Raw genomic sequence first — 17,784 nt, 5'->3', positions numbered from 1 at the left:
TTACGCCAGCCACGACGGCTTGCGCTTGGCCAGAAAGGCTTGCACGCCTTCCTTGCCTTCGGCGCTGGCGCGGATGTCGGCAATGCTCTCGACCGTCGCCGCGATCAGGTGGGCGTCGATTTCACGCTCGGCCACATCGATCACCAGCCGCTTGCAGGCGCGCACCGCGGCCGGGCCCGCGCGCAGCAGGGGCTGGAGCAGGCGATCCATGCATTCATCGAGCGCGTCGGCCGCCACCACTTCGTGCACCAGGCCGATGCGCCGGGCTTCATGCGCGTCAAAGCGCTCGCCGGTCAGGAAATAGCGGTGGGACGCGCGCGCGCCCATGGCGCGGATCACATAGGGGCTGATGGTCGCGGGAATCAGGCCGATCTTGACTTCGCTGAGGCAAAAGCCGGCCGTATCGACGGCCACCGCCATGTCGCAGGCCGCGACCAGCCCCATGCCGCCCGCATAGACATCGCCCTGCACCCGTGCCAGCGTGGGCTTGGGGCATTCGTAGATCACGCGCAGCATTTCGGCAAGCTTGCCCGCATCGACACGGTTCTCGTCGCGGCTGTAATCGGCCATGCGACGCATCCAGTTCAGATCGGCACCGGCGCAAAACGCCGGGCCTTCGGCCGCCAGCACCACGGCGTGCACATCGGCGCGCGCGCCCACCGTGTGGAAAGCCAGGGTGATGTCGGCAATCGTGGCATCGCTGAACGCGTTGCGGATCTCGGGCTGGGCCAGCGTGATGCGCGCCACGCCGGCGTCATAGGCGATGTGAAGAGAAGTCGGGGTCATGGCAGTTCCTTTGCGTTGACAGGCGATTACATGCGGAACACGCCGAAACGCGTGTCCTCGATGGGCGCATTGCGCGTGGCCGCCAGCCCCAGGGCCAGCACACGGCGCGTGTCGGCCGGATCGATCACGCCATCGTCCCACAGGCGGGCCGAGGCGTAGTAAGGGTGGCCCTGGTCTTCGTACTGCTGGCGGATCGGCGCCTTGAACGCTTCTTCCTCCTCGGCGCTCCACGCTCCGCCCCGGCCTTCGATGCCGTCGCGCTTCACGGTGGCCAGCACGCTCGCAGCCTGCTCGCCGCCCATCACCGAAATGCGCGCGTTCGGCCACATCCACAGGAAACGCGGCGAATAGGCCCGGCCGCACATGCCGTAATTGCCCGCGCCAAAGCTGCCGCCGATGATGATGGTGAACTTGGGCACGGACGCCGTGGCCACGGCCGTCACCAGCTTGGCGCCATGGCGCGCAATGCCTTCGTTCTCGTACTTGCGCCCGACCATGAAGCCGGTGATGTTCTGCAGGAACACCAGCGGGATCTTGCGCTGGCAGCACAGTTCGATGAAATGCGCGCCCTTGATGGCCGACTCGCTGAACAGAATGCCGTTGTTGGCGATGATGCCCACCTGCATGCCTTCGATGCGCGCAAAGCCGCAGACCAGGGTGCTGCCGAAGCGCGCCTTGAACTCGTCGAACTGGCTGTCATCGACGACGCGGGCGATGATTTCGCGCACATCGAAAGGCTTGCGCGTGTCCACGGGAATCACGCCGTAGAGCTCCTCGGCGGCGAAACGCGGCGCCACCGGCGGCGCGTCGGCGGCGTCGGCCGGTTTGCCGCGGTTCAGATGGGACACGGCCGTGCGTGCCAGCGCCAGCGCATGCAAGTCGTTCTGCGCCAGGTGGTCGGCCACGCCCGACAGACGCGTGTGCACGTCGCCGCCGCCCAGGTCTTCGGCACTGACCACTTCACCGGTCGCGGCCTTGACCAGCGGCGGGCCGCCCAGAAAAATCGTGCCCTGGTCCTTGACGATGATGGACTCGTCGCTCATCGCCGGCACATAGGCGCCGCCGGCCGTGCACGAGCCCATGACCACGGCGATCTGCGCAATGCCCTGGGCGCTCATGTTCGCCTGATTGAAGAAGATGCGGCCGAAGTGGTCGCGATCGGGAAAGACTTCGTCCTGGTTGGGCAGGTTGGCGCCGCCCGAGTCCACCAGGTAGATGCAGGGCAGGCGGTTCTGCGCCGCGACTTCCTGGGCACGCAAATGCTTCTTCACCGTCATCGGGTAGTAGGTCCCGCCTTTCACGGTGGCGTCATTGCAGACGATCATGCAGTCCTGGCCGCTGACCCGGCCTATGCCGGCGATCAGGCCCGCGCCCGGGGCCGCGTTGTCGTACATGTTCAGCGCTGCCAGCGGCGCCAGCTCCAGAAACGGCGTGCCCGGATCGAGCAGCATCTGCACCCGGTCGCGGGGCAGCAGCTTGCCGCGGCCCAGATGCTTGGCGCGCGCGGCCTCGCCGCCGCCGGCGAGCACCTTGTCTATCTGGCGGCGCAGGTCCTGCACCACGGTCTGCATGGCGGCCGCATTGGCCAGGAAATCCGCGGAGCGCGGGTTGAGTCGAGTGTCCAGAATGCCCATGGCTTGCCTCTTGTCTGGTTTGCCCTAGCGGCAAACATGGTTTTTATTTCCATCCAACGGTCTGCATCGAATCCGCCTGGGGACAATGCCCGGATGCACACCGTTGAAACCGTCTTGCTGGTACTGATGCTCGGAGCCCTGACCGGCATCGCTGCCAGATATGTCCGCGCCATCCCCCTGCCCCTGATCCAAATTGCCCTCGGTGCCTTGATTGCCTGGCCGCAAAAAGGCCTGCACATCGCTTTCGACCCCGAATTGTTCCTGCTGCTGTTCATCCCGCCCCTGCTGTTCTCCGACGGGGCGCGGATTCCCAAACGCGAATTCTTTGCACTCTTTCAGCCCATTTTGAAGCTGGCCCTGGTACTGGTGCTGTTCACCGTTCTCGGCCTGGGCTATCTGATTCATTGGATGATTCCAGAGATGCCCCTGACGGTGGCCTTCGCGCTTGCCGCCGTGATCTCGCCCACCGATGCCGTGGCCGTATCGGCCATCACGCGCAACCTGGGCATGCCCGAGAAAACCATGTACGTGCTCGAAGGCGAATCGCTGCTCAACGATGCATCGGGCCTGGTGGCGCTGAAGTTCGCCATTGCCGCCACGCTCACCGGCGTGTTCTCGTGGAGCGCGGTGGCCAAGGACTTCACCTGGATGGCCGTGGGCGGTCTGGGTGTGGGCGCGCTGCTGGGCTGGGGCTTCAGCTATGGACGCGACACCATCACCCGCCGCCTGGGCGACGTGGCCGCGACGCAAATGGTGCTGCTGCTGGTCCTGCTGCCGTTTGCCGCCTACATCGTGGGCGAAAAAATCGGCGTCTCGGGCATTCTGGCCGCCGTGGCCGCGGGCGTGGCCACCAACTTCGCCGACCTGGAACGCGGCAACTTCATCACCGAGCGCATGCAAAGCGCAGCCACCTGGTCCATGGTCGAAGCCGCCTTCAACGGCGCCATCTTCCTGCTGCTGGGCCTGCAATTGCCGTCCATCATCGGCAGCACGCTGCTGGCAGCGGGCCATGACTGGTGGATTCTGGTCGGCTATGTGGTCGTGATCTCGGTGGCGCTGCTGCTGATGCGCTGGATCTGGCTGATGCTGGGCGTGCAGCGCAGCCTGCGCCAGGCCCACCGCCTGGGCAAGATGGCCGAAAAGCCTTCTGCCCTGCTGACCCTGGCGACCACCGTGGCCGGCATCCGCGGCGCCGTCACGCTCGCCGGCGCGCTGTCCGTGCCCCTGCTGCTGCCCAACGGCCATGCATTTCCCAGCCGCGATCTGCTGATCTTCCTGGCCACCGGCACCATCTTGTTCACGCTGGTGCTGGCCAGCATCGCCCTGCCGCTGATCCTGCGGCGCATGCCGCCGGCCCCCGAGCCCGAAACCGTGCGCGAAGAACGCCTGGCGCGCATTGCCGCCAGCCAGGCCGCACTGGCCAGCATGGTGCTGACCGAAGAGCAGGCCCAGCAGCATGGCGCGGCCTGGCTGGCGCAGCGCCAGGAAGTCGTCGGCCACCTCACGGTCGAATACCGCAACCGCCTGAACCTGCTGGACGACGGCAGCACGCTGGCCACGTCGGTCGAGGCGCACAGCGAAACGCCCGAACTGGTGATGCAGCGCAAGCTGCGCTACATGATGGAAATCGACATGCGCATCCATTGCCTGCAGCGCGAGCGTGAAGCCCTGTACGCCGAACGCCAGGCCCACCGCATCAACGACGAATCGCTGCGCAGCCTGGTCAACGAACTGGACCTGTCCGAAGTCGCGCTGCGCAAACGGCTGGCCGTGGCCCGCCGCGCCGCCGGCCTGCCTCCGGCCGACACCGCTGCAGCGGACCAGGCCACGCATTGAGCAGCGGGACAGGGCGGGCAAGCCGGTGGCGGGTAGGGTGGGCATGCCTGCCAGCATACGGGTCAGCCCTGTGCCAATCAGGCCACAAAGGTTGCAATAATTGCCAGCACCATGTCCACACCCGTTCTTGTCCGCCCTCCCCTGCCGCTGACGGCCCATGCGGCCGACGGCCACCCGGCACTGACACCCATGGCCTTTGTGCAGGCCATTGTCCAGGCCTACACCGACCGGGGCCTGGCGCCCGACGCCGCACTGCATAAGGCACAAATCACGCCACAGTCCGTAGCCGACAGCCAGGCCCGCATCACCGCCATGCAGATGGAGGCGCTGTCGGATGCCGCCATGCGCGAACTCGATGACGAGGCCCTGGGCTGGTTCGGTCGCCGCCTGCCCTGGGGCAGCTACGGCATGCTGGCGCGCGCCTCCATCAGCAGCGCCACGCTGGGCCTGGCGCTCGCACGCTGGTGCCGCCACCATGGGCTGCTGGCCGACGACATCACGCTGCACCTGCACACCCAGGGCGACATGGCGGAACTCACCATCACCGAACAGCGGCCGCTCGGGCCCATGCGCGAGTTCTGCCTGGTTTCGGTGCTGCGCAACATCCATGGGCTGGCCAGTTGGCTGATCGATGCACGCCTGCCGCTGCTGCAGGCCCGCTTTCCTTTCGCGCCACCGGCCCACGCCGATGTCTACCCGGTGCTGTTCCCCGCCACCGATGCCGATGGCGTGGTGTTCAACGCCGCCCAGGCCTGCCTGCGCCTGGACGCCCGCTGCCTGGCCTTGCCGCTGGCGCGCGACGAGGCCGCATTGCAGCAGATGCTGCAGCGCGCCCTGCCTATCCAGGTGCGCCCCTACCGGCGCGACCGGCTGCTGGTGCAGCGCGTGCGTCGCCTGCTGATCGCCGACGCCCAATGCCTGCACACGGCCGTCACCCTGGCCGAGCAGTTGCACCTGTCGGCGCGCAGCCTGCACCGACAGCTCAAGGACGAAGGGGCTTCGCTGCAAGCCCTCAAGGATGCCGTGCGACGCGAGCGCGCCCTGGCCTTGCTGCACCGCACCAGCCAGCCCATCAAGCGCGTCGCCCTGGCCTGCGGCTTTGTGAGTGAAAAAAGCTTCATGCGGGCTTTTCGCCAATGGACGGGCGACACGCCGGCGCAATACCGCCGCCGCAGCACGGCCGGGCCCGCTTGAGCTGGCGCAATCCGCACCTATTTCGGCGGCCGGCGCAACCCCGTGCTCCCTAGACTGGGATATGCCCGACATCCCCGCCCCCTACCAGCTCCACCACTGCGTCAGTGCCCGGTCCTTTCGACCGCTGTGGATGCTCGAGGAGCTGCAACAGCCCTACCAGTTGCTGATGCTGCCCTTCCCGCCGCGCGTGCTGGCGCGTGACTACCTGGCGCTCAACCCGCTGGGCACGGTGCCGCTGCTGCGCCATGGCGCGGCCCGATTGACCGAGTCGGCCGCGATCTGCGAATACCTGGCCGCGTGCCACCCGCAAGCCGGCCTGTCCATGGCAGCGCACGAGGCCGACTTCGCGGCCTATCTCAACTGGCTGCACATGAGCGACGCCACGCTGGGCTTTCCCCAGACGCTGGTGCTGCGCTACGCCCACTTCGAGCCGCCCGAGCGGCGGCTGCCGCAGGTGGCCCAGGACTATGCGCGCTGGTTCCTCGCCCGGCTGCGGGCCGTGGAAGCCGCGGTCGAACACCAGGAGTGGCTCTGCGCCGCACGCTTCACGGCCGCCGACGTGGCCGTGGGCTATGCGCTGATGCTGGCCGCCCACCTGGAGCTCGATTCCCAGTGGGGGCCGGCCACCCAAGCCTACTGGCAGCGGCTGCAGGCCAGGCCCGCCTTTGCGCGCGCCCTGGCCGCGGAGCACAGCGCCGCGCTGGCGCAAGGCGTGCCGACCACGCCTTCGCCGCTGATCCGTCCTTGATGCGAGTGGCTCAGCCCGCGAGCAGCGCCGGCAGCTCGGCCATCGAGCGCATGACGCGCGCCACGCCTGCGTCCTGCAGCATCTGCGGCGTGGCATGCAGCACGGGCTCGGGGCAGTAGCCCCAGACCGTCGCACCGGCCGCGATACCGGCCTGAATGCCCGGCACCGAATCCTCGATCACCAGGCAGCGCTCGGGCGCCACGCCCAGCGCCGCCGCCGCGGCCAGGTACACATCCGGGAACGGCTTGGAGCGCGGCGTCTCATGCCCGCTGAACACCCGGCCGGTGAAGTACGGCGCCATGCCGACCTGGGTCAGCTGCATCTCCACCTTGAAACGGTCGGCCCCCGAAGCCACGGCGATGCGGCCTTGCAATTGGCCGTGCACGGCCTGCACGGATTCGAGCGCACCATCGATGGCCACCAGGTTCGCGCGCAACTGCACATTGCGGCGTTCGTAGAAATCCGCCATCCAGGCATCGGTCAGCGGCCGGCCGGTATGCGCCTCGATGCGCGCGGTTTCGCTGCGCACCGTCTTGCCGATGAAAGTCTCCAGGCAGTCCGCCGCCGAGATCGGCCAGCCCGATTCGTTGAGCATGGCGCACAGCACCGAATTGGTAATGGTTTCGCTGTCGACCAGCACGCCGTCACAGTCAAACAAGATCGCTTCAAATTGCATTGCGCGCGCCGGCTTCCTGGGAAACCGGCTTTCTCCATAACATCAAAAAAAGGGGGGCCCGCTCAGAACTGGTCGCCGTCCAGGTAATACCAGCGGCCGTTCTCGCGCACGAAGCGGCTGCGTTCATGCAGGCGCACGGCACGGCCGGCGACGCGGTAGCGCGCCACGAACTCGACTTCAGCGCTGTCCTCGCCCGTGGCGCGGAAGTCCTTCACGCTCAGCCCCAGCCAGCGCGCTGCGGGCTCGAAATCCAGCGTCTCGGGGCGCTGACCGGCCTGCCAGGTGGCTTGCAGATAGGCTGCATTTTCCAGCACGAAAGCGCTGTAGCGCGAGCGCATCAAATGCTCGGCATCGGGCGCGGGCGAGGTCTCGAAATGCTCGACATAACGCGCGCAGCAGTCGGCGTAAGCGACGGCCCGGCCCTTCTTGTCGAGCCGCCCGCAGGGACAGGCATCACCCATCAGTGCGCTCCAAACACTTTCTGCAGCAAGGCGCTGCCCGTGCCGACGGGATCCTGGCGGATCTTGCGTTCTTGCTCGCCAATCATCAGGTACAGGCCGTCCAGCGTCTTGCCCGTCACATACTGGGACAGATCGGCGTCCTGCGGCTTGAGCAGGCCCAGGCCCGCGGCCTTGCCGGCAAACTGGTTGTACTGCTGCGCCAGGCCGACCTGGTCCGTGGCCTGCTTGACCACGGGCAGAAAGCGCGTGCCCAGCGGCGCGCGCGTTTTCTCGGCAAAGAACGCGGTCACCGAGTTGTCGCCGCCGGCGAGGATTTTCTTCGCATCCGTCACGCTCATGGTCTGCACGGCATTCACCAGCAAGTCCTTGCCCATGGGCACGGCGGCTTCGGCCGCGCGGTTGATGGAGGTTTCGAGTTCGGTGATGCGCTTGCCCTGGCCGAAGCGCTTCATCAGCTTGGCCGCATCGTCCAGATAGCCGGGCAGCGGAATGCGCACCTGGGGATTGCCCAGAAAGCCGTCGGGCCGCCCGAGCAGCGCCACGGCGGCTTCCGCGCCCCGGCTCAATGCCAGCTTGACGCCGCTGCCCGCATCGGCCGACGACAGATCGGCCAGCGACAGCGCCTGGGCCTGCTGCCAGGCACCGAGCAGCAGCGCGCCCATGGCTGCGCCGCTCCAGCGATGGCACTGGCGCCGCGTGACGCGGAAGGTAGGGGGCTGCGGAGTATGCATGGTCAGGGTTCCTTGAATAAAGCAGGTGCCAGGCCTGGGCCTGGCGGTCGGTACTGCTGGCCCATGGGCTGGTCTGGACCTGGAACGAATTTTAAGCCGTGCAATACCTCAGGAGGGCAAGCCCAGCGTGAGCTGCAGCACGATGGGCTGGCGCAAGTCGCGCGGCGGCAGCACCGGCAGAGGCTCGGACGTGAGCAGGTAGCTCAGGTCGGCATCGGCCTGCGGCCACCCCAGGGAATCGAACTCCAGGCCATCGATCTGCCCCGCGGCCCCCACGCTGACGCGCACCACCAGCACTGGCGCGGGCAAGGGCTTGGACGAATCGTGCATGCGCTCCTGCAGCCAGCCATGCAGGCGCCGCACGGGTTCCTGGCCCGGATCGTTGAGGCGATGCTGGAATGTATTGCTGACGAATTGCGCATAGCGGACCCAGTGGTCCTGCACGGGCGGCTGCGCATGCGCTACGGCGGGCAAGGCCGAGACCGTGAGGCCCAGGCCCAGGCCGCCCAGGGCGCGGCGCAGCAGCGGCCACAGGGATGCGCGACGCAGACGGAAATCTTTCAACATCGTTTACTTTCTTGGCCGCCCTTCAGGCGAGCATGGTCGCACTTTGCCAGCGGGCGCTGCCCAGCGCCCGCTGGCTCAGCGTTCGCCACGGCTTTGCGCCGTGCGCTTGCGGCGTTCCTCGGAGAGTTCGGTGGACGAAATACTGAACTCTTCCATGGACTCAAGCAGCAGGCGCATGAGCACGGCGCGCTGGCGCTCCCAGACCTTGGTCGCGCGCCGCAACCGCTCGCGCTGGCGATGGATCATGGTGCGCTTTTGCTGCCGGTTGAGCGACGCAAACCCCTGTCCCGGTGGTGCCTCCAGGGCTTTGGCCAGCACCGGGAGTTTCTTGCCTGCCGGCACGGGATTCAGGCGGCGACGGGCTCGTCGCTCAGCTGGGCCTGGGCCGCGCTTTCAGCCGCGTCGGCCAGTGGCGCATCCGCGGGCTTGAAGTTGCGCAGGTGCAGGAAAAACTGCCCCATCATCTGGTTCCACAGCTGCAGCATCACGGCCAGATGTTGGGGACTGACGCCGCCCGCGGCCAGCACGTCCATTTCCAGCACCACAAAGTCACCGTGCTGGGCCACGCGCGCAAAGCGCTTGCTGCGATGCCAGTCGGACAGCACGGCTTCGGGCAGCGAGCCGCCCTGCACGCGCAACGGGCAGCTCAAGGTGAAGTCCACGTACTCGCCCGCGGCCAAGGCATTGCCCCAAAGCACTTGAAAGCCAATGCCCTGACTGGCGCTGTGCAGACGCACCACGCCGTCTTGCTCTATGGGCGTGACGGCACAGCCGCTGGCCTGAATGGCCGCGGACACCTGGTCCGGCGTCACGGAAAACAGCAGCTCCGCGGCTTGTGGGGCGACGGTCTGTTCGGGAGTGTTGATGCTCATGGTGTGGTCCTGGGTTGGCAATGGAAAAAATGAAGAAAGGCTCAGGCCTTCAGTGGGCTTTTTGCAGGGCCGCATCCAGGGCGGCGCTGTCGATGCGGATGCTGTCGGCCGGGGCGAGTTGGGCGAAATAGGCATTCACCAGTTCCTGCCGGCGTTGCGCGCGCAAGGCGGCCTGCAAGCGCGGTTTGGACTCCTCGAACGTGGCCGTGCGCGCGGGCTGCTTGGCCAGCAGTTTCAGCACATGAAAGCCCGCGGGCGACTGCACGGGTGCGCTGACCTGGAGGGGCTTCATGCCGGACACGGTCTCGCGCATTTCCGGCAGCAGTTGCGCCAGCGGCAAGGCGCCCACATCGCCGCCGCGGGCCGCGCTGCGTGCATCCTGGGAACGGGCCTTGGCCAGGGCCGCGAAGTCGCCCTTGCGCGCCTGTTCGGCCAGTTGCACGGCCTGGGCGCGCAGCGCGGCAATGGCGGCCGCGTCCGCGCCCGCGGGCAGGGCCAGAAAGATCTGCGCCACCTGGTAGGTCGCGGGCAGCTGGAGCTGGGGCTTGGCCTGCTCGTAGGCCGCCGTCAGCTGCGTGTCGCCGGGAAAGTCCGCGGGCAGTTGCGTGACGGATTCCAGATAGCTGCTGCTGACGATGCGGTCGCGGATCTCGCGCTGCGCGGCATCGATGCGCGCCTTGACGTCGGGGCGCTCTCCCCATTGCTTTTGCTGTGCTTCGCGCAGCAGGGCTTCGCTCGCCAGGCGTTGGCGCAGCCAGCCGTCCAGTCCCGCGCGCTGCTCCTTGAGCTGGGCGCGCTCGGCTGCTGGCATGTCTTGCAGCAGGCGCTCGACTTCGGACTGCGCAATCGACACCGCGCCCATCTGGGCCACGGCCGGTCCGGCAGCGGCCGGCGTTTGCGCCGCCACCGAACCCAGAAGCGTGGCGAGCACCAGTCCCAGTGCGCTGCGGCCGATGTTTTTCATTGGATGCTTGTTCATGGCGAACCTTATTGCGTGCTGCTTGGAGCGATCTGGAAAGCGTCGGGCGATTCGGCCACCTGCGGCGCCTGCACCGCGCGCAGATCGAACTTGCCTTCGTACAGGCGGTCGCCGAACTCCTGGGCGATCTGCTCGAGCTTTACGCGGCTTTGCGCGGCAAACGGCTGGCGCGCCGACAGCACGCTGCCCATGTCCAGCTGCTCGTAGGCGTTCACCACTTCCATGCCCACGGCATGCAACTGCTGGTTCTTGGCCGTGCACTGCGCGATCGCTACCTGGTGCAAGGCCGCGGCCTGGGTCAACTTCTGGCGCTCGCCTTCCGTGGCGCGCGCCATCTTCAGCAATTCGGTATAGGCGCCGCGAAACTGCGCGACCTGGGCGCCGGCCTTGTCCAGCGTTTCCCGGGTCTGCTGCTGGGCCGTGGAGAACTGGGCATCGCGGCGGCTGCGCGCTTCCCGCTCCCGCGCCAGCAGGGCCTGGCTTTGCGCGAGTTCGGCGCGCAGGGCTTCGGCCTCGGCGGGTGCTGCCGCCGGCTTGGCCGCGGTGCCCGCCTTGAACTGCGCGAGCTCGTTTTGCGCCTGCTGCAGCTGGCCGGTGACCGTGCGCAGCTGGGCGCGCAGCCGCGCCTCCATGCTCTGCTCCTGGGCCTGCGCCAGGCTTGCGCAGGCGAGCGCGCCAGCCAGCAGCGCCACGCGCATCCCTGACCATGGGTGATCAAACAATGTCATGGTGGTTCCTTCAGAAGCGGGCATTGAGCTCAAGCTGCAAGGTGTCGATCTGGTAAGGCGCGCCGTAGACCTCCTTGGTCGACATCCAGCGGCCCGTGAGCCAGGTGTTCTTGTCGATCGCGTACGAACCGCCGAGGAAGTAGCCGCGCGCATTCGTGCCGCCCTGATGGAACGAGGGGTCGTTGTAGCCGTCGGGCATGGAGTCCGGCTCTATGCGCTTGTAGCCCGCCAGGACGTTCCAGTCGCCGCGCGCCGACGGGCTGGGCTTGCCGAACGTGGCCTGGAACATGTAGGCGTTGCCGCCGCTGCGGAAGTCCGCCTTCCCGGGCGTCAGCGAGGCATTCGCGCCATAGTTGTTGACGATGCCGCCGCGTGCGCGCTGGAACATCTTGTTCTCGTCATAGGCGAGATTGCGCACGTAGTTCGCGTCCAGGCGCAGGCCGTAGTTGCCCGCGACCTTGGTGTCCCAGCGCAGGTTCATGTCCAGCAGCTGGAATTTCGACGCCAGACCGAAGTACTGGGGCTGGGAAGTGTTGGCCGGGTCGGCGGGATTGAGCGCGATGTCGCGCAGCATCATCAGCGTGTTGCCCTTTTGCATGAAGGCCGGACGCGACCAGTCGGTGTCGCAGGCCTGTGCGCCCGCATACAGAGCGCAGGGCCCCGAGACCTTGCCGGAGACGTTCTTGAAGTCGTAATAGGCGAGCGCGCCGCGCACACGGTTGCGTTCGTTGAGCTTCCAGTCGGCGCCGGCCTGCAGGCCCAGCAGCCATTTGTTCTCGCTCGCGGCCTTGTTCAGGCTGTTGGCGGGAAAGCTGTCGGACGAGTATTCGAGCGGGATGATGCCTATGGTGCCGAACAGCGTCAGGTCCTTGTTGCTCGGCAGAGGCTTGCTGTACTGCAGCGCGACGCCATCGACATTGAGGTCGTTGGAGAACAGCATGTCTGTCGTTACGAAGGGATTGCTGAAGCGCCCGCCGGTCAGCGTCACGCTGTCCATCAGCCGGTGCGACAGCCAGACCTGGTCGAGCCAGATGTTCTTCTTGCCCAGGCCGTTGCCCAGCGTCTGGGTCGTCGAGACCGGGTTGTCGTCACTGCCGCTGGCCAGGCGCACGCCTGCATGCGTGTTGTCGGAAATATCCGCCACCAGGCCGATGCGCGCGCGTGCGCGCCACTGGTTCTTGCGGTCCTGGCGGGTGTTGAGCAGGGGCGGCAGGCCGGCCGTGGTGTTGAGGTTCACGTCGTAGCCGCTGCCGCTGTTGATCGCGGCGTAGTTGACGACTTCGTTGCTGTTGCCGCCCGAGAACAGACGCGACTCGTTGCGCACGCGCAGATCGCCTTCGAAGCGTATGCGCTTGGCCCATTCCGGCGTCTCGTTGGGCGCGGCCCAGCCTTCGGACCGGGCCTGGGCCATGACTTCATTCTTGACCTCGTCACGGATGCCGTCGCGCACGGTCTGCGGTACGTAGGGCACGCGCACATCGCCGGCCTGGGCCTGCAGCGCGCTGGCCGGCGGCGCGGCCGCGCTCGCCTGGCGCTGGGCCTGGCGTTGGGCCATGGCTTCGGTCTGCGCCTGGGCCAGCAGGGCTTCGCCCACGTCCTTGGTCAGGGCGCCGCTTTGCACCAGCCCCTGGATGAGACGCACCATGGCGCTTTCGGTGGGCACCGCGGCGCCGGGAGCCTGGGCGGCAGCGGCCATCGACGTCAGCGCGATCACCGTCGCGATGGCCATGGCTTGCGCCTTGCGTGCCAGCGGCGGACGTTGCCGGGCGAACGAATGGGAGTATGCGAATGGAGTCATGGTTGATTCATGGAGGATTCGAAAGAGGGAGCCGGTCGCCAGCGCCTTCAGGGACGGCGGCCGTTCATGGAAACGCGCACCGGAAAGCGCATGGACTGCGGAGGCCGTTCGTCGATGCGCTCAATCTCGCGCAGCATGGCCAGCACCAGCTCGTCGGTGCGCGCATTGCCGCTGCCCTGGACCAGCTGCAGGCGCGTGCTGCGGCCGTCGCTGGCCAGCCACAGGTCCACGCGCAGGTCGCTGAACACCAGGCTGCGCGTGCGCGGATCGCGCGCCAGCGCCTGCTGCAGCTGGGCGGAGAGGTAGCGCTGGTAGGAGCCGTTGCCCAGGCCGCCACCGCCGCCCGTCGAACCACCGCCGCGACCGACAGCGATGCCGTCGGTGCCGGCCTGGGCGTCGGCGTTCATGGTCAGCGGATCGCCCAGGTCCTGCGATGGACTGGGTGTCGCGTCGTCCATGGGCTTTTCCTGCGACTCGACCGGCGTCGGTTCGACTTCGGTGATCTTGGGCTCGACCTTCTCGGGTTCGGGCTCGGGCAGCTTCTCGGGTTCGGGCGGCGGCGGCGGGGGTGGCGGCAGCATCAGCATGGCCGTGGGCGCGACGGCGCGCTTGGTGCTGGCCGTACCCGCGAGCAGGTACCACAGCAGCGCTGCCAGCCCGACCACCACGATCAGCCCTATGGCCCACCCGCCCCAGCGGCGCCAGAACGACAGCGCGGCCTGCGGCGTCGGTGCGTTGGAGTGTTTCAACTTGCGCTCCTCAGGCGGCCGGCTTGCCGGTCACGAGGCCGATCTGGTTGAGCTCGATGCGGCGCAGCAGATCCAGCACTTCGACCACCTTGGCGTACTGCACGCCCGAGTCGCCGCGCACGATGACCGGAAAGTCGGGCGTCAGCGCCTTCTCGGTGCGCAGGCGCTCCTCGAGTTCGGCCAGCGTGACCGGGTAGGCGTCGAGGAATACGCGGCCGTCGTTGTCGATGGTGACGGCCTTGGTCTTGGGTTTTTCCAGCGCCACCGCCGAGCTGGCCTTGGGCAGATCGACCTTGATGCCAGGAATGCTGGCATTGCTGGTCAGGATGAAGATCACCAGCACCACCAGCAGCACGTCCACGAAAGGCGTGATGTTGATGCCGCCGGTACGTTTTTTCGTACCGAATTTGGCAGCGGCGTTGGCCATGGTTCAGGCACCTCGCACGGTCTGGCCGCGGCCTTCGCCCTGCTCTTCGGCCAGGCGGGTGGAGAACTCGTCGACGAACACGGCCATGTCGGCGCCGATGGCATCCGAGCGCGAAGCCAGCCAGTTGTAGCCGAACAGCGCGGGAATCGCCACGCCCAGACCGGCCGCCGTGCACAGCAGCGCCGCGGCCATGCCGGGAGCGACCGAATTGATGTCCACCGCGCCGGCCATGGCCGCGACGACGAACACCAGCATGATGCCGATCACCGTGCCGAACAGGCCCACGTAAGGCGCGCCTTCAATGGTCGTCGACAGCCAGTTCATGCGCTTGGACATGCTCTCGTTCTCGCGCACCATCACGCCGTCCATGGCCGCGCGGATGGCGCTGATGGTGGCGTTGGAGACCGCGTTCAGGTCGTAGCCGCGGTCCTGGCGGCGGCGCATTTCCTCCACGGCCACGGCATACAGGCGCCACAGCGAGGAATCGGTTCTGATCTCGGCGGGAACGCGGCTGTCCTTGGCCAGCATGTCCAGCGGCGCACCCGCGGTTTCGCGGAAAAAGCCCATGAACTTCGCATTGGCGCGCGAGATGGCGCCGTAGCTGCGGCCCTTGCCGATCATGATCATCCAGGAGAAGGCCATCATCAGGCCCAGCAAGGCCACCACGATCCAGGCGTCCAGCGGCATGGCCGCCAGAATGAAGCCGAAGTGGCTCTTGCCGGCCTGCTGCTCGTCGGCGCCGAAGGCCGTCATGCGCGAATCCGCGCCTTGCGAGACCGCGTCGGCCTGCAGCAGCGCATCGGGACGCGCGACCTTGGAGAAGCGCACTTCATCGATGGCGCCGTTGAACGGCGCGAAGGACTGGCCTTCGGCCGTGCCGCTGTAGGCGCCCAGCGAAGCGGGCGTATTGAGCGCGGGCAGCGCCACGGCCAGCGTCGCCGCGGTACGGCCGCCGACGACCAGCGCCACGGTCTTGCCGTCGGCCTTGACCGCGAGGTGCGACCACTGGCCCGCCTGGATAGGCTGGCCCGGCGCGCTGCGCTGGCCGTTGACCTGCACGAAAGGCACGCCCTGGTCTATGCCCAGCGTGAGTTCGCCCGCACCGTCACGGCGCGAGTAGACCACTTGATTCGCACCCAGCGTCTCGGGACGCACCCAGGCGCTGAACGTGAACGCAGCGCCCGAAGCCAGCGCCAGCGAAGGCGATGCGGGCAGCATCAAGGGCGCATTGCCCAGCATGGCGCCACGGCCGATCACCGTGCCTTCGGCCGTGACGGTCATGGTCTGCGCGTGGTTGCCGTAAGCCGTGGTGTCGCGTGCGGGGGCACCGGTCTCGGCGAAGTGATAGACCAGCGTGTAGTCGGGATCGAAGCTGCGTTGGCCGTTGCCGGACGCCGGCGCCTTGGAGTTGCCGTAGTACATCCAGATCTGCTGCGGCGCGGCCACGGGCAGCGCGGGCATGTCGACCCAGACCAGGGCCATGCCCAGCAGCGGATCGAACTGTTCGATCTGGTGGTTGAGCACGGTCTTGTCGTCGGCGGCGATGAAGCGCAGATCGGCACCCGTGTCACTCACGCCTTCGAAATTGAAATTGCCGGTGTGCAGACGCACCAGCACCGGAGTGCGACCCGCGTCGCCGGCGAGCGCCGCGCCTTGCGGGCCGGCGTCGATGGTGATGGGCTTGCGGTAAGACCAGTCGGCCTGCCACCAGGCGGCTTGCGCCAGATTCGGCAGGAGCGCACTCAGCGCCGTGAACAGTAGAAACAGGATGCGTCGCATGACAGGGGTTCTCCGAAAAATGGGCAGGAATGAAGTGCGCAGCGCCGGCATCAATAGCTGGCGTTGAGGTTGAAAGTCAGACGCGGGTCGTGCCGCTCGGTACGCGGCCCGGTCTTGAGGGGATAGGCCAGGTCGAACCGGGCGCTGATCTGCGGGCCGATGCGGAAATTCGTGCCCAGGCCCACGGAAGCCAGGGTGAAGCGGTGCTGCTGCTCGGGCAGCGGGTCGCGCAGGCGCAGCTGGCCGGCGTCGGCGAAAAGGTAGGCGCGCCAGCCTTCGACACGCTCGCCGAAGTAGCTCAGCGGCTTGGTTCGCCACTCGATGGAGCCGACCATGCCGACGTCGCCCGTAGCTTCGGCCGACAGATAGCCGCGCACGGAGTTGGTACCGCCGGCCGCGATCTGCTCGCCGGAAACCAGCGGCGAGTCGGTCAGCTGGCCGGCAAAGCGCCAGCCCAGCTGCGATTCGTTGGCCAGCGCATAGCTGCCGTTGAAATCCGCCTTGAGCACCAGGAAGCTGGGCGAAGCCTTGTAGCGCTTGTAGCTGAACCGCTGCCAGTCGCTGCCCCAGCCGAGGAAAGTGCGCGTGCCCGCGACCAGCGACAGGCCCAGGCCGGACTGCAGCTTCTCGCCCTGGTAATAGCCCGAATAGGCCAGCGTGATGGGCGCATATTTGAGCGGCACTTCATCGCTGGTCTTGCCGAACTGCAAGGCTTCCTTGTTGTTCTTGAGATCCACGCCCGCGCTGAAGTTGTGCCACCAGGCGCCGCTGTCGGGCACCGTGTAGCCCGCCTTCATGCCCAGCGCATAGCCCTTGCCGATGACGTTGGTGCCGCCCACGGTCGCCACACTGCTGTCGGAGACGTAACCCGAAGCTTCAAGGTTCCAGTGCGTGCCGCGCAGCGGCGCCGAATAAGAGCCCGACCAGACCTTGGTCTGGTTGAAATCCTGCGGTGTGGCGAAGATGCTCATCGATGCGCTGTGGCCCAGCTGCCAGAGGTTGTCGTGGCCTATGGACGCCGTCAGCCGCAAATCCTCGGTGTCGGCGCTGCGGTCGTTGTTCAGGCCCACGCTGGCGCGCCAGGGGCTGCTGTCATCGACCTTGAGGTCCACGTCCATGGTCCCGGGCAGCGCGCCCTGGCGCACCAGGGGCATGACCTGGCGCTTGCCGCCGAGATTGAGCGCCGTGAGTTCGACCTGCGCCTGGTTGAAGTCGGGCACCGCGCCTTCGCGCAGCGCCGGCACCTGTTCGCGCACTTCCACCGGCGATTGGTAGGCGGCACCGACCACGCGCACGCGGCCGACCCGCGTTTCGTTGACCTGCAGCAGCACCAGCCCTTCGGTGACCTGCTGTTCCGGCAGGTCGACATAGACCGACTGGTAGCCTTTGGCCTGGTAGACGGCGAGCAAGGCGTCGCGCGCACCCTCGATGTCCTTGAGGCTGCGGCCCGGCCCCAGAAAGGGCGAAACCGCGCGTTCTATGCTGCGCGCATCCAGTACCGTGTTGCCGCGCACGATGTACTCCAGCACTTCCACTTCGCGCGCCTGCTCGGCGGGGGCCTCGGCGGCGACCTCCGCCCCGGGCTGCGCCCAGCCCGCGCCGCTGCACAAGGCCAACGATGCCAGGCACAGGGCCCGCCATCGCGGCAGGGGTCCGCTCTTCTTCATTGCTTGCATGGGATGAACTCGATTTCCGAAATGTGGTGTCCGAATACGCCGCTCAACCGCCATCGTGAAGTGCTCAGATGACAATAGTCACGTCCTGATACATAGACGTTTGAGGCCGCCGGAAACCGCTGTTTTTCACGAAATCTTCATAA

General features: G+C 67.2%; 18 protein-coding genes. 3 read left to right on the top strand and 15 right to left on the bottom strand.

All coding sequences use genetic code 11. From position 1 onward, the window contains the following. Nucleotides 1–786 (bottom strand): enoyl-CoA hydratase/isomerase family protein, encoded by a 786-nt coding sequence (locus tag N0K08_RS21225; RefSeq protein ID WP_261502412.1) that lies wholly within the window; start codon nucleotides 784–786, stop codon nucleotides 1–3. A gap of 26 nt (nucleotides 787–812) precedes the next feature. Then, complete coding sequence (locus N0K08_RS21220) at nucleotides 813–2,420, bottom strand: carboxyl transferase domain-containing protein (RefSeq protein ID WP_261502411.1); 1,608 nt, start codon at nucleotides 2,418–2,420, stop codon at nucleotides 813–815. 93 nt (nucleotides 2,421–2,513) lie between these two features. Here N0K08_RS21220 and N0K08_RS21215 point away from each other — a divergent pair, with 93 nt between their 5' ends. The 3 genes from N0K08_RS21215 (at nucleotide 2,514) to N0K08_RS21205 (ending at nucleotide 6,198) form a co-directional block, all read left to right on the top strand. After that, nucleotides 2,514–4,256, top strand: coding sequence for a Na+/H+ antiporter (locus tag N0K08_RS21215; RefSeq protein ID WP_261502410.1), 1,743 nt, complete (start codon nucleotides 2,514–2,516; stop codon nucleotides 4,254–4,256). A 111-nt stretch (nucleotides 4,257–4,367) separates the two neighbouring features. Continuing rightward, a complete protein-coding gene (locus tag N0K08_RS21210) occupies nucleotides 4,368–5,450 on the top strand; it encodes an AraC family transcriptional regulator (protein WP_261502409.1) in 1,083 nt (360 codons plus the stop codon). A 61-nt stretch (nucleotides 5,451–5,511) separates the two neighbouring features. Continuing rightward, complete coding sequence (locus tag N0K08_RS21205) at nucleotides 5,512–6,198, top strand: glutathione S-transferase family protein (RefSeq protein WP_261502408.1); 687 nt, start codon at nucleotides 5,512–5,514, stop codon at nucleotides 6,196–6,198. Between the two features lie 10 nt (nucleotides 6,199–6,208). Here N0K08_RS21205 and N0K08_RS21200 read toward each other — a convergent pair whose 3' ends face one another. The 13 genes from N0K08_RS21200 to N0K08_RS21140 form a co-directional block, all read right to left on the bottom strand. Beyond that, nucleotides 6,209–6,874 carry an HAD family hydrolase gene (locus N0K08_RS21200; protein ID WP_261502407.1) on the bottom strand — a complete coding sequence of 222 codons (666 nt, stop codon included), beginning with the start codon at nucleotides 6,872–6,874 and terminating at the stop codon, nucleotides 6,209–6,211. Nucleotides 6,875–6,936: 62 nt separating this feature from the next. Continuing rightward, complete coding sequence (locus tag N0K08_RS21195) at nucleotides 6,937–7,335, bottom strand: YchJ family protein (protein ID WP_261502406.1); 399 nt, start codon at nucleotides 7,333–7,335, stop codon at nucleotides 6,937–6,939. Further along, complete coding sequence (locus N0K08_RS21190) at nucleotides 7,335–7,997, bottom strand: DUF4197 domain-containing protein (RefSeq protein ID WP_261502708.1); 663 nt, start codon at nucleotides 7,995–7,997, stop codon at nucleotides 7,335–7,337. The genes N0K08_RS21195 and N0K08_RS21190 overlap by 1 nt, the downstream gene beginning before the upstream one ends. Nucleotides 7,998–8,174: 177 nt before the next feature. Continuing rightward, nucleotides 8,175–8,633, bottom strand: coding sequence for a YbaB/EbfC family DNA-binding protein (locus N0K08_RS21185; RefSeq protein ID WP_261502405.1), 459 nt, complete (start codon nucleotides 8,631–8,633; stop codon nucleotides 8,175–8,177). A gap of 75 nt (nucleotides 8,634–8,708) precedes the next feature. Beyond that, on the bottom strand, nucleotides 8,709–8,879 hold the full coding sequence (locus N0K08_RS21180) for a hypothetical protein (RefSeq protein WP_261502404.1): 171 nt from the start codon (nucleotides 8,877–8,879) through the stop codon (nucleotides 8,709–8,711). Nucleotides 8,880–8,980: 101 nt separating this feature from the next. After that, on the bottom strand, nucleotides 8,981–9,505 hold the full coding sequence (locus N0K08_RS21175) for a YbjN domain-containing protein (RefSeq protein WP_261502403.1): 525 nt from the start codon (nucleotides 9,503–9,505) through the stop codon (nucleotides 8,981–8,983). A 49-nt stretch (nucleotides 9,506–9,554) separates the two neighbouring features. After that, nucleotides 9,555–10,484 carry a peptidylprolyl isomerase gene (locus N0K08_RS21170; protein ID WP_261502402.1) on the bottom strand — a complete coding sequence of 310 codons (930 nt, stop codon included), beginning with the start codon at nucleotides 10,482–10,484 and terminating at the stop codon, nucleotides 9,555–9,557. Nucleotides 10,485–10,492: 8 nt separating this feature from the next. After that, nucleotides 10,493–11,212, bottom strand: coding sequence for a hypothetical protein (locus N0K08_RS21165; protein ID WP_261502401.1), 720 nt, complete (start codon nucleotides 11,210–11,212; stop codon nucleotides 10,493–10,495). A gap of 10 nt (nucleotides 11,213–11,222) precedes the next feature. Beyond that, a complete protein-coding gene (locus N0K08_RS21160; protein WP_261502400.1) occupies nucleotides 11,223–13,010 on the bottom strand; it encodes a putative porin in 1,788 nt (595 codons plus the stop codon). A gap of 47 nt (nucleotides 13,011–13,057) precedes the next feature. Beyond that, entirely contained in the window at nucleotides 13,058–13,759 is a 702-nt protein-coding gene (locus tag N0K08_RS21155; protein WP_261502399.1) for a hypothetical protein, read from the bottom strand. 10 nt (nucleotides 13,760–13,769) lie between these two features. After that, complete coding sequence (locus N0K08_RS21150; protein ID WP_261502398.1) at nucleotides 13,770–14,186, bottom strand: ExbD/TolR family protein; 417 nt, start codon at nucleotides 14,184–14,186, stop codon at nucleotides 13,770–13,772. A 3-nt stretch (nucleotides 14,187–14,189) separates the two neighbouring features. Then, a complete protein-coding gene (locus N0K08_RS21145; RefSeq protein WP_261502397.1) occupies nucleotides 14,190–15,965 on the bottom strand; it encodes a DUF2341 domain-containing protein in 1,776 nt (591 codons plus the stop codon). Nucleotides 15,966–16,015: 50 nt separating this feature from the next. After that, nucleotides 16,016–17,632 (bottom strand): ShlB/FhaC/HecB family hemolysin secretion/activation protein, encoded by a 1,617-nt coding sequence (locus tag N0K08_RS21140; RefSeq protein ID WP_261502396.1) that lies wholly within the window; start codon nucleotides 17,630–17,632, stop codon nucleotides 16,016–16,018. Nucleotides 17,633–17,784: the final 152 nt, after the last annotated feature.

The sequence above is a fragment of the Acidovorax bellezanensis genome, assembly GCF_025421555.1.
Taxonomy (GTDB): Bacteria; Pseudomonadota; Gammaproteobacteria; order Burkholderiales; family Burkholderiaceae_C; genus Comamonas; species Comamonas bellezanensis.
This window is presented reverse-complemented; position numbering and strand designations above follow the sequence as displayed.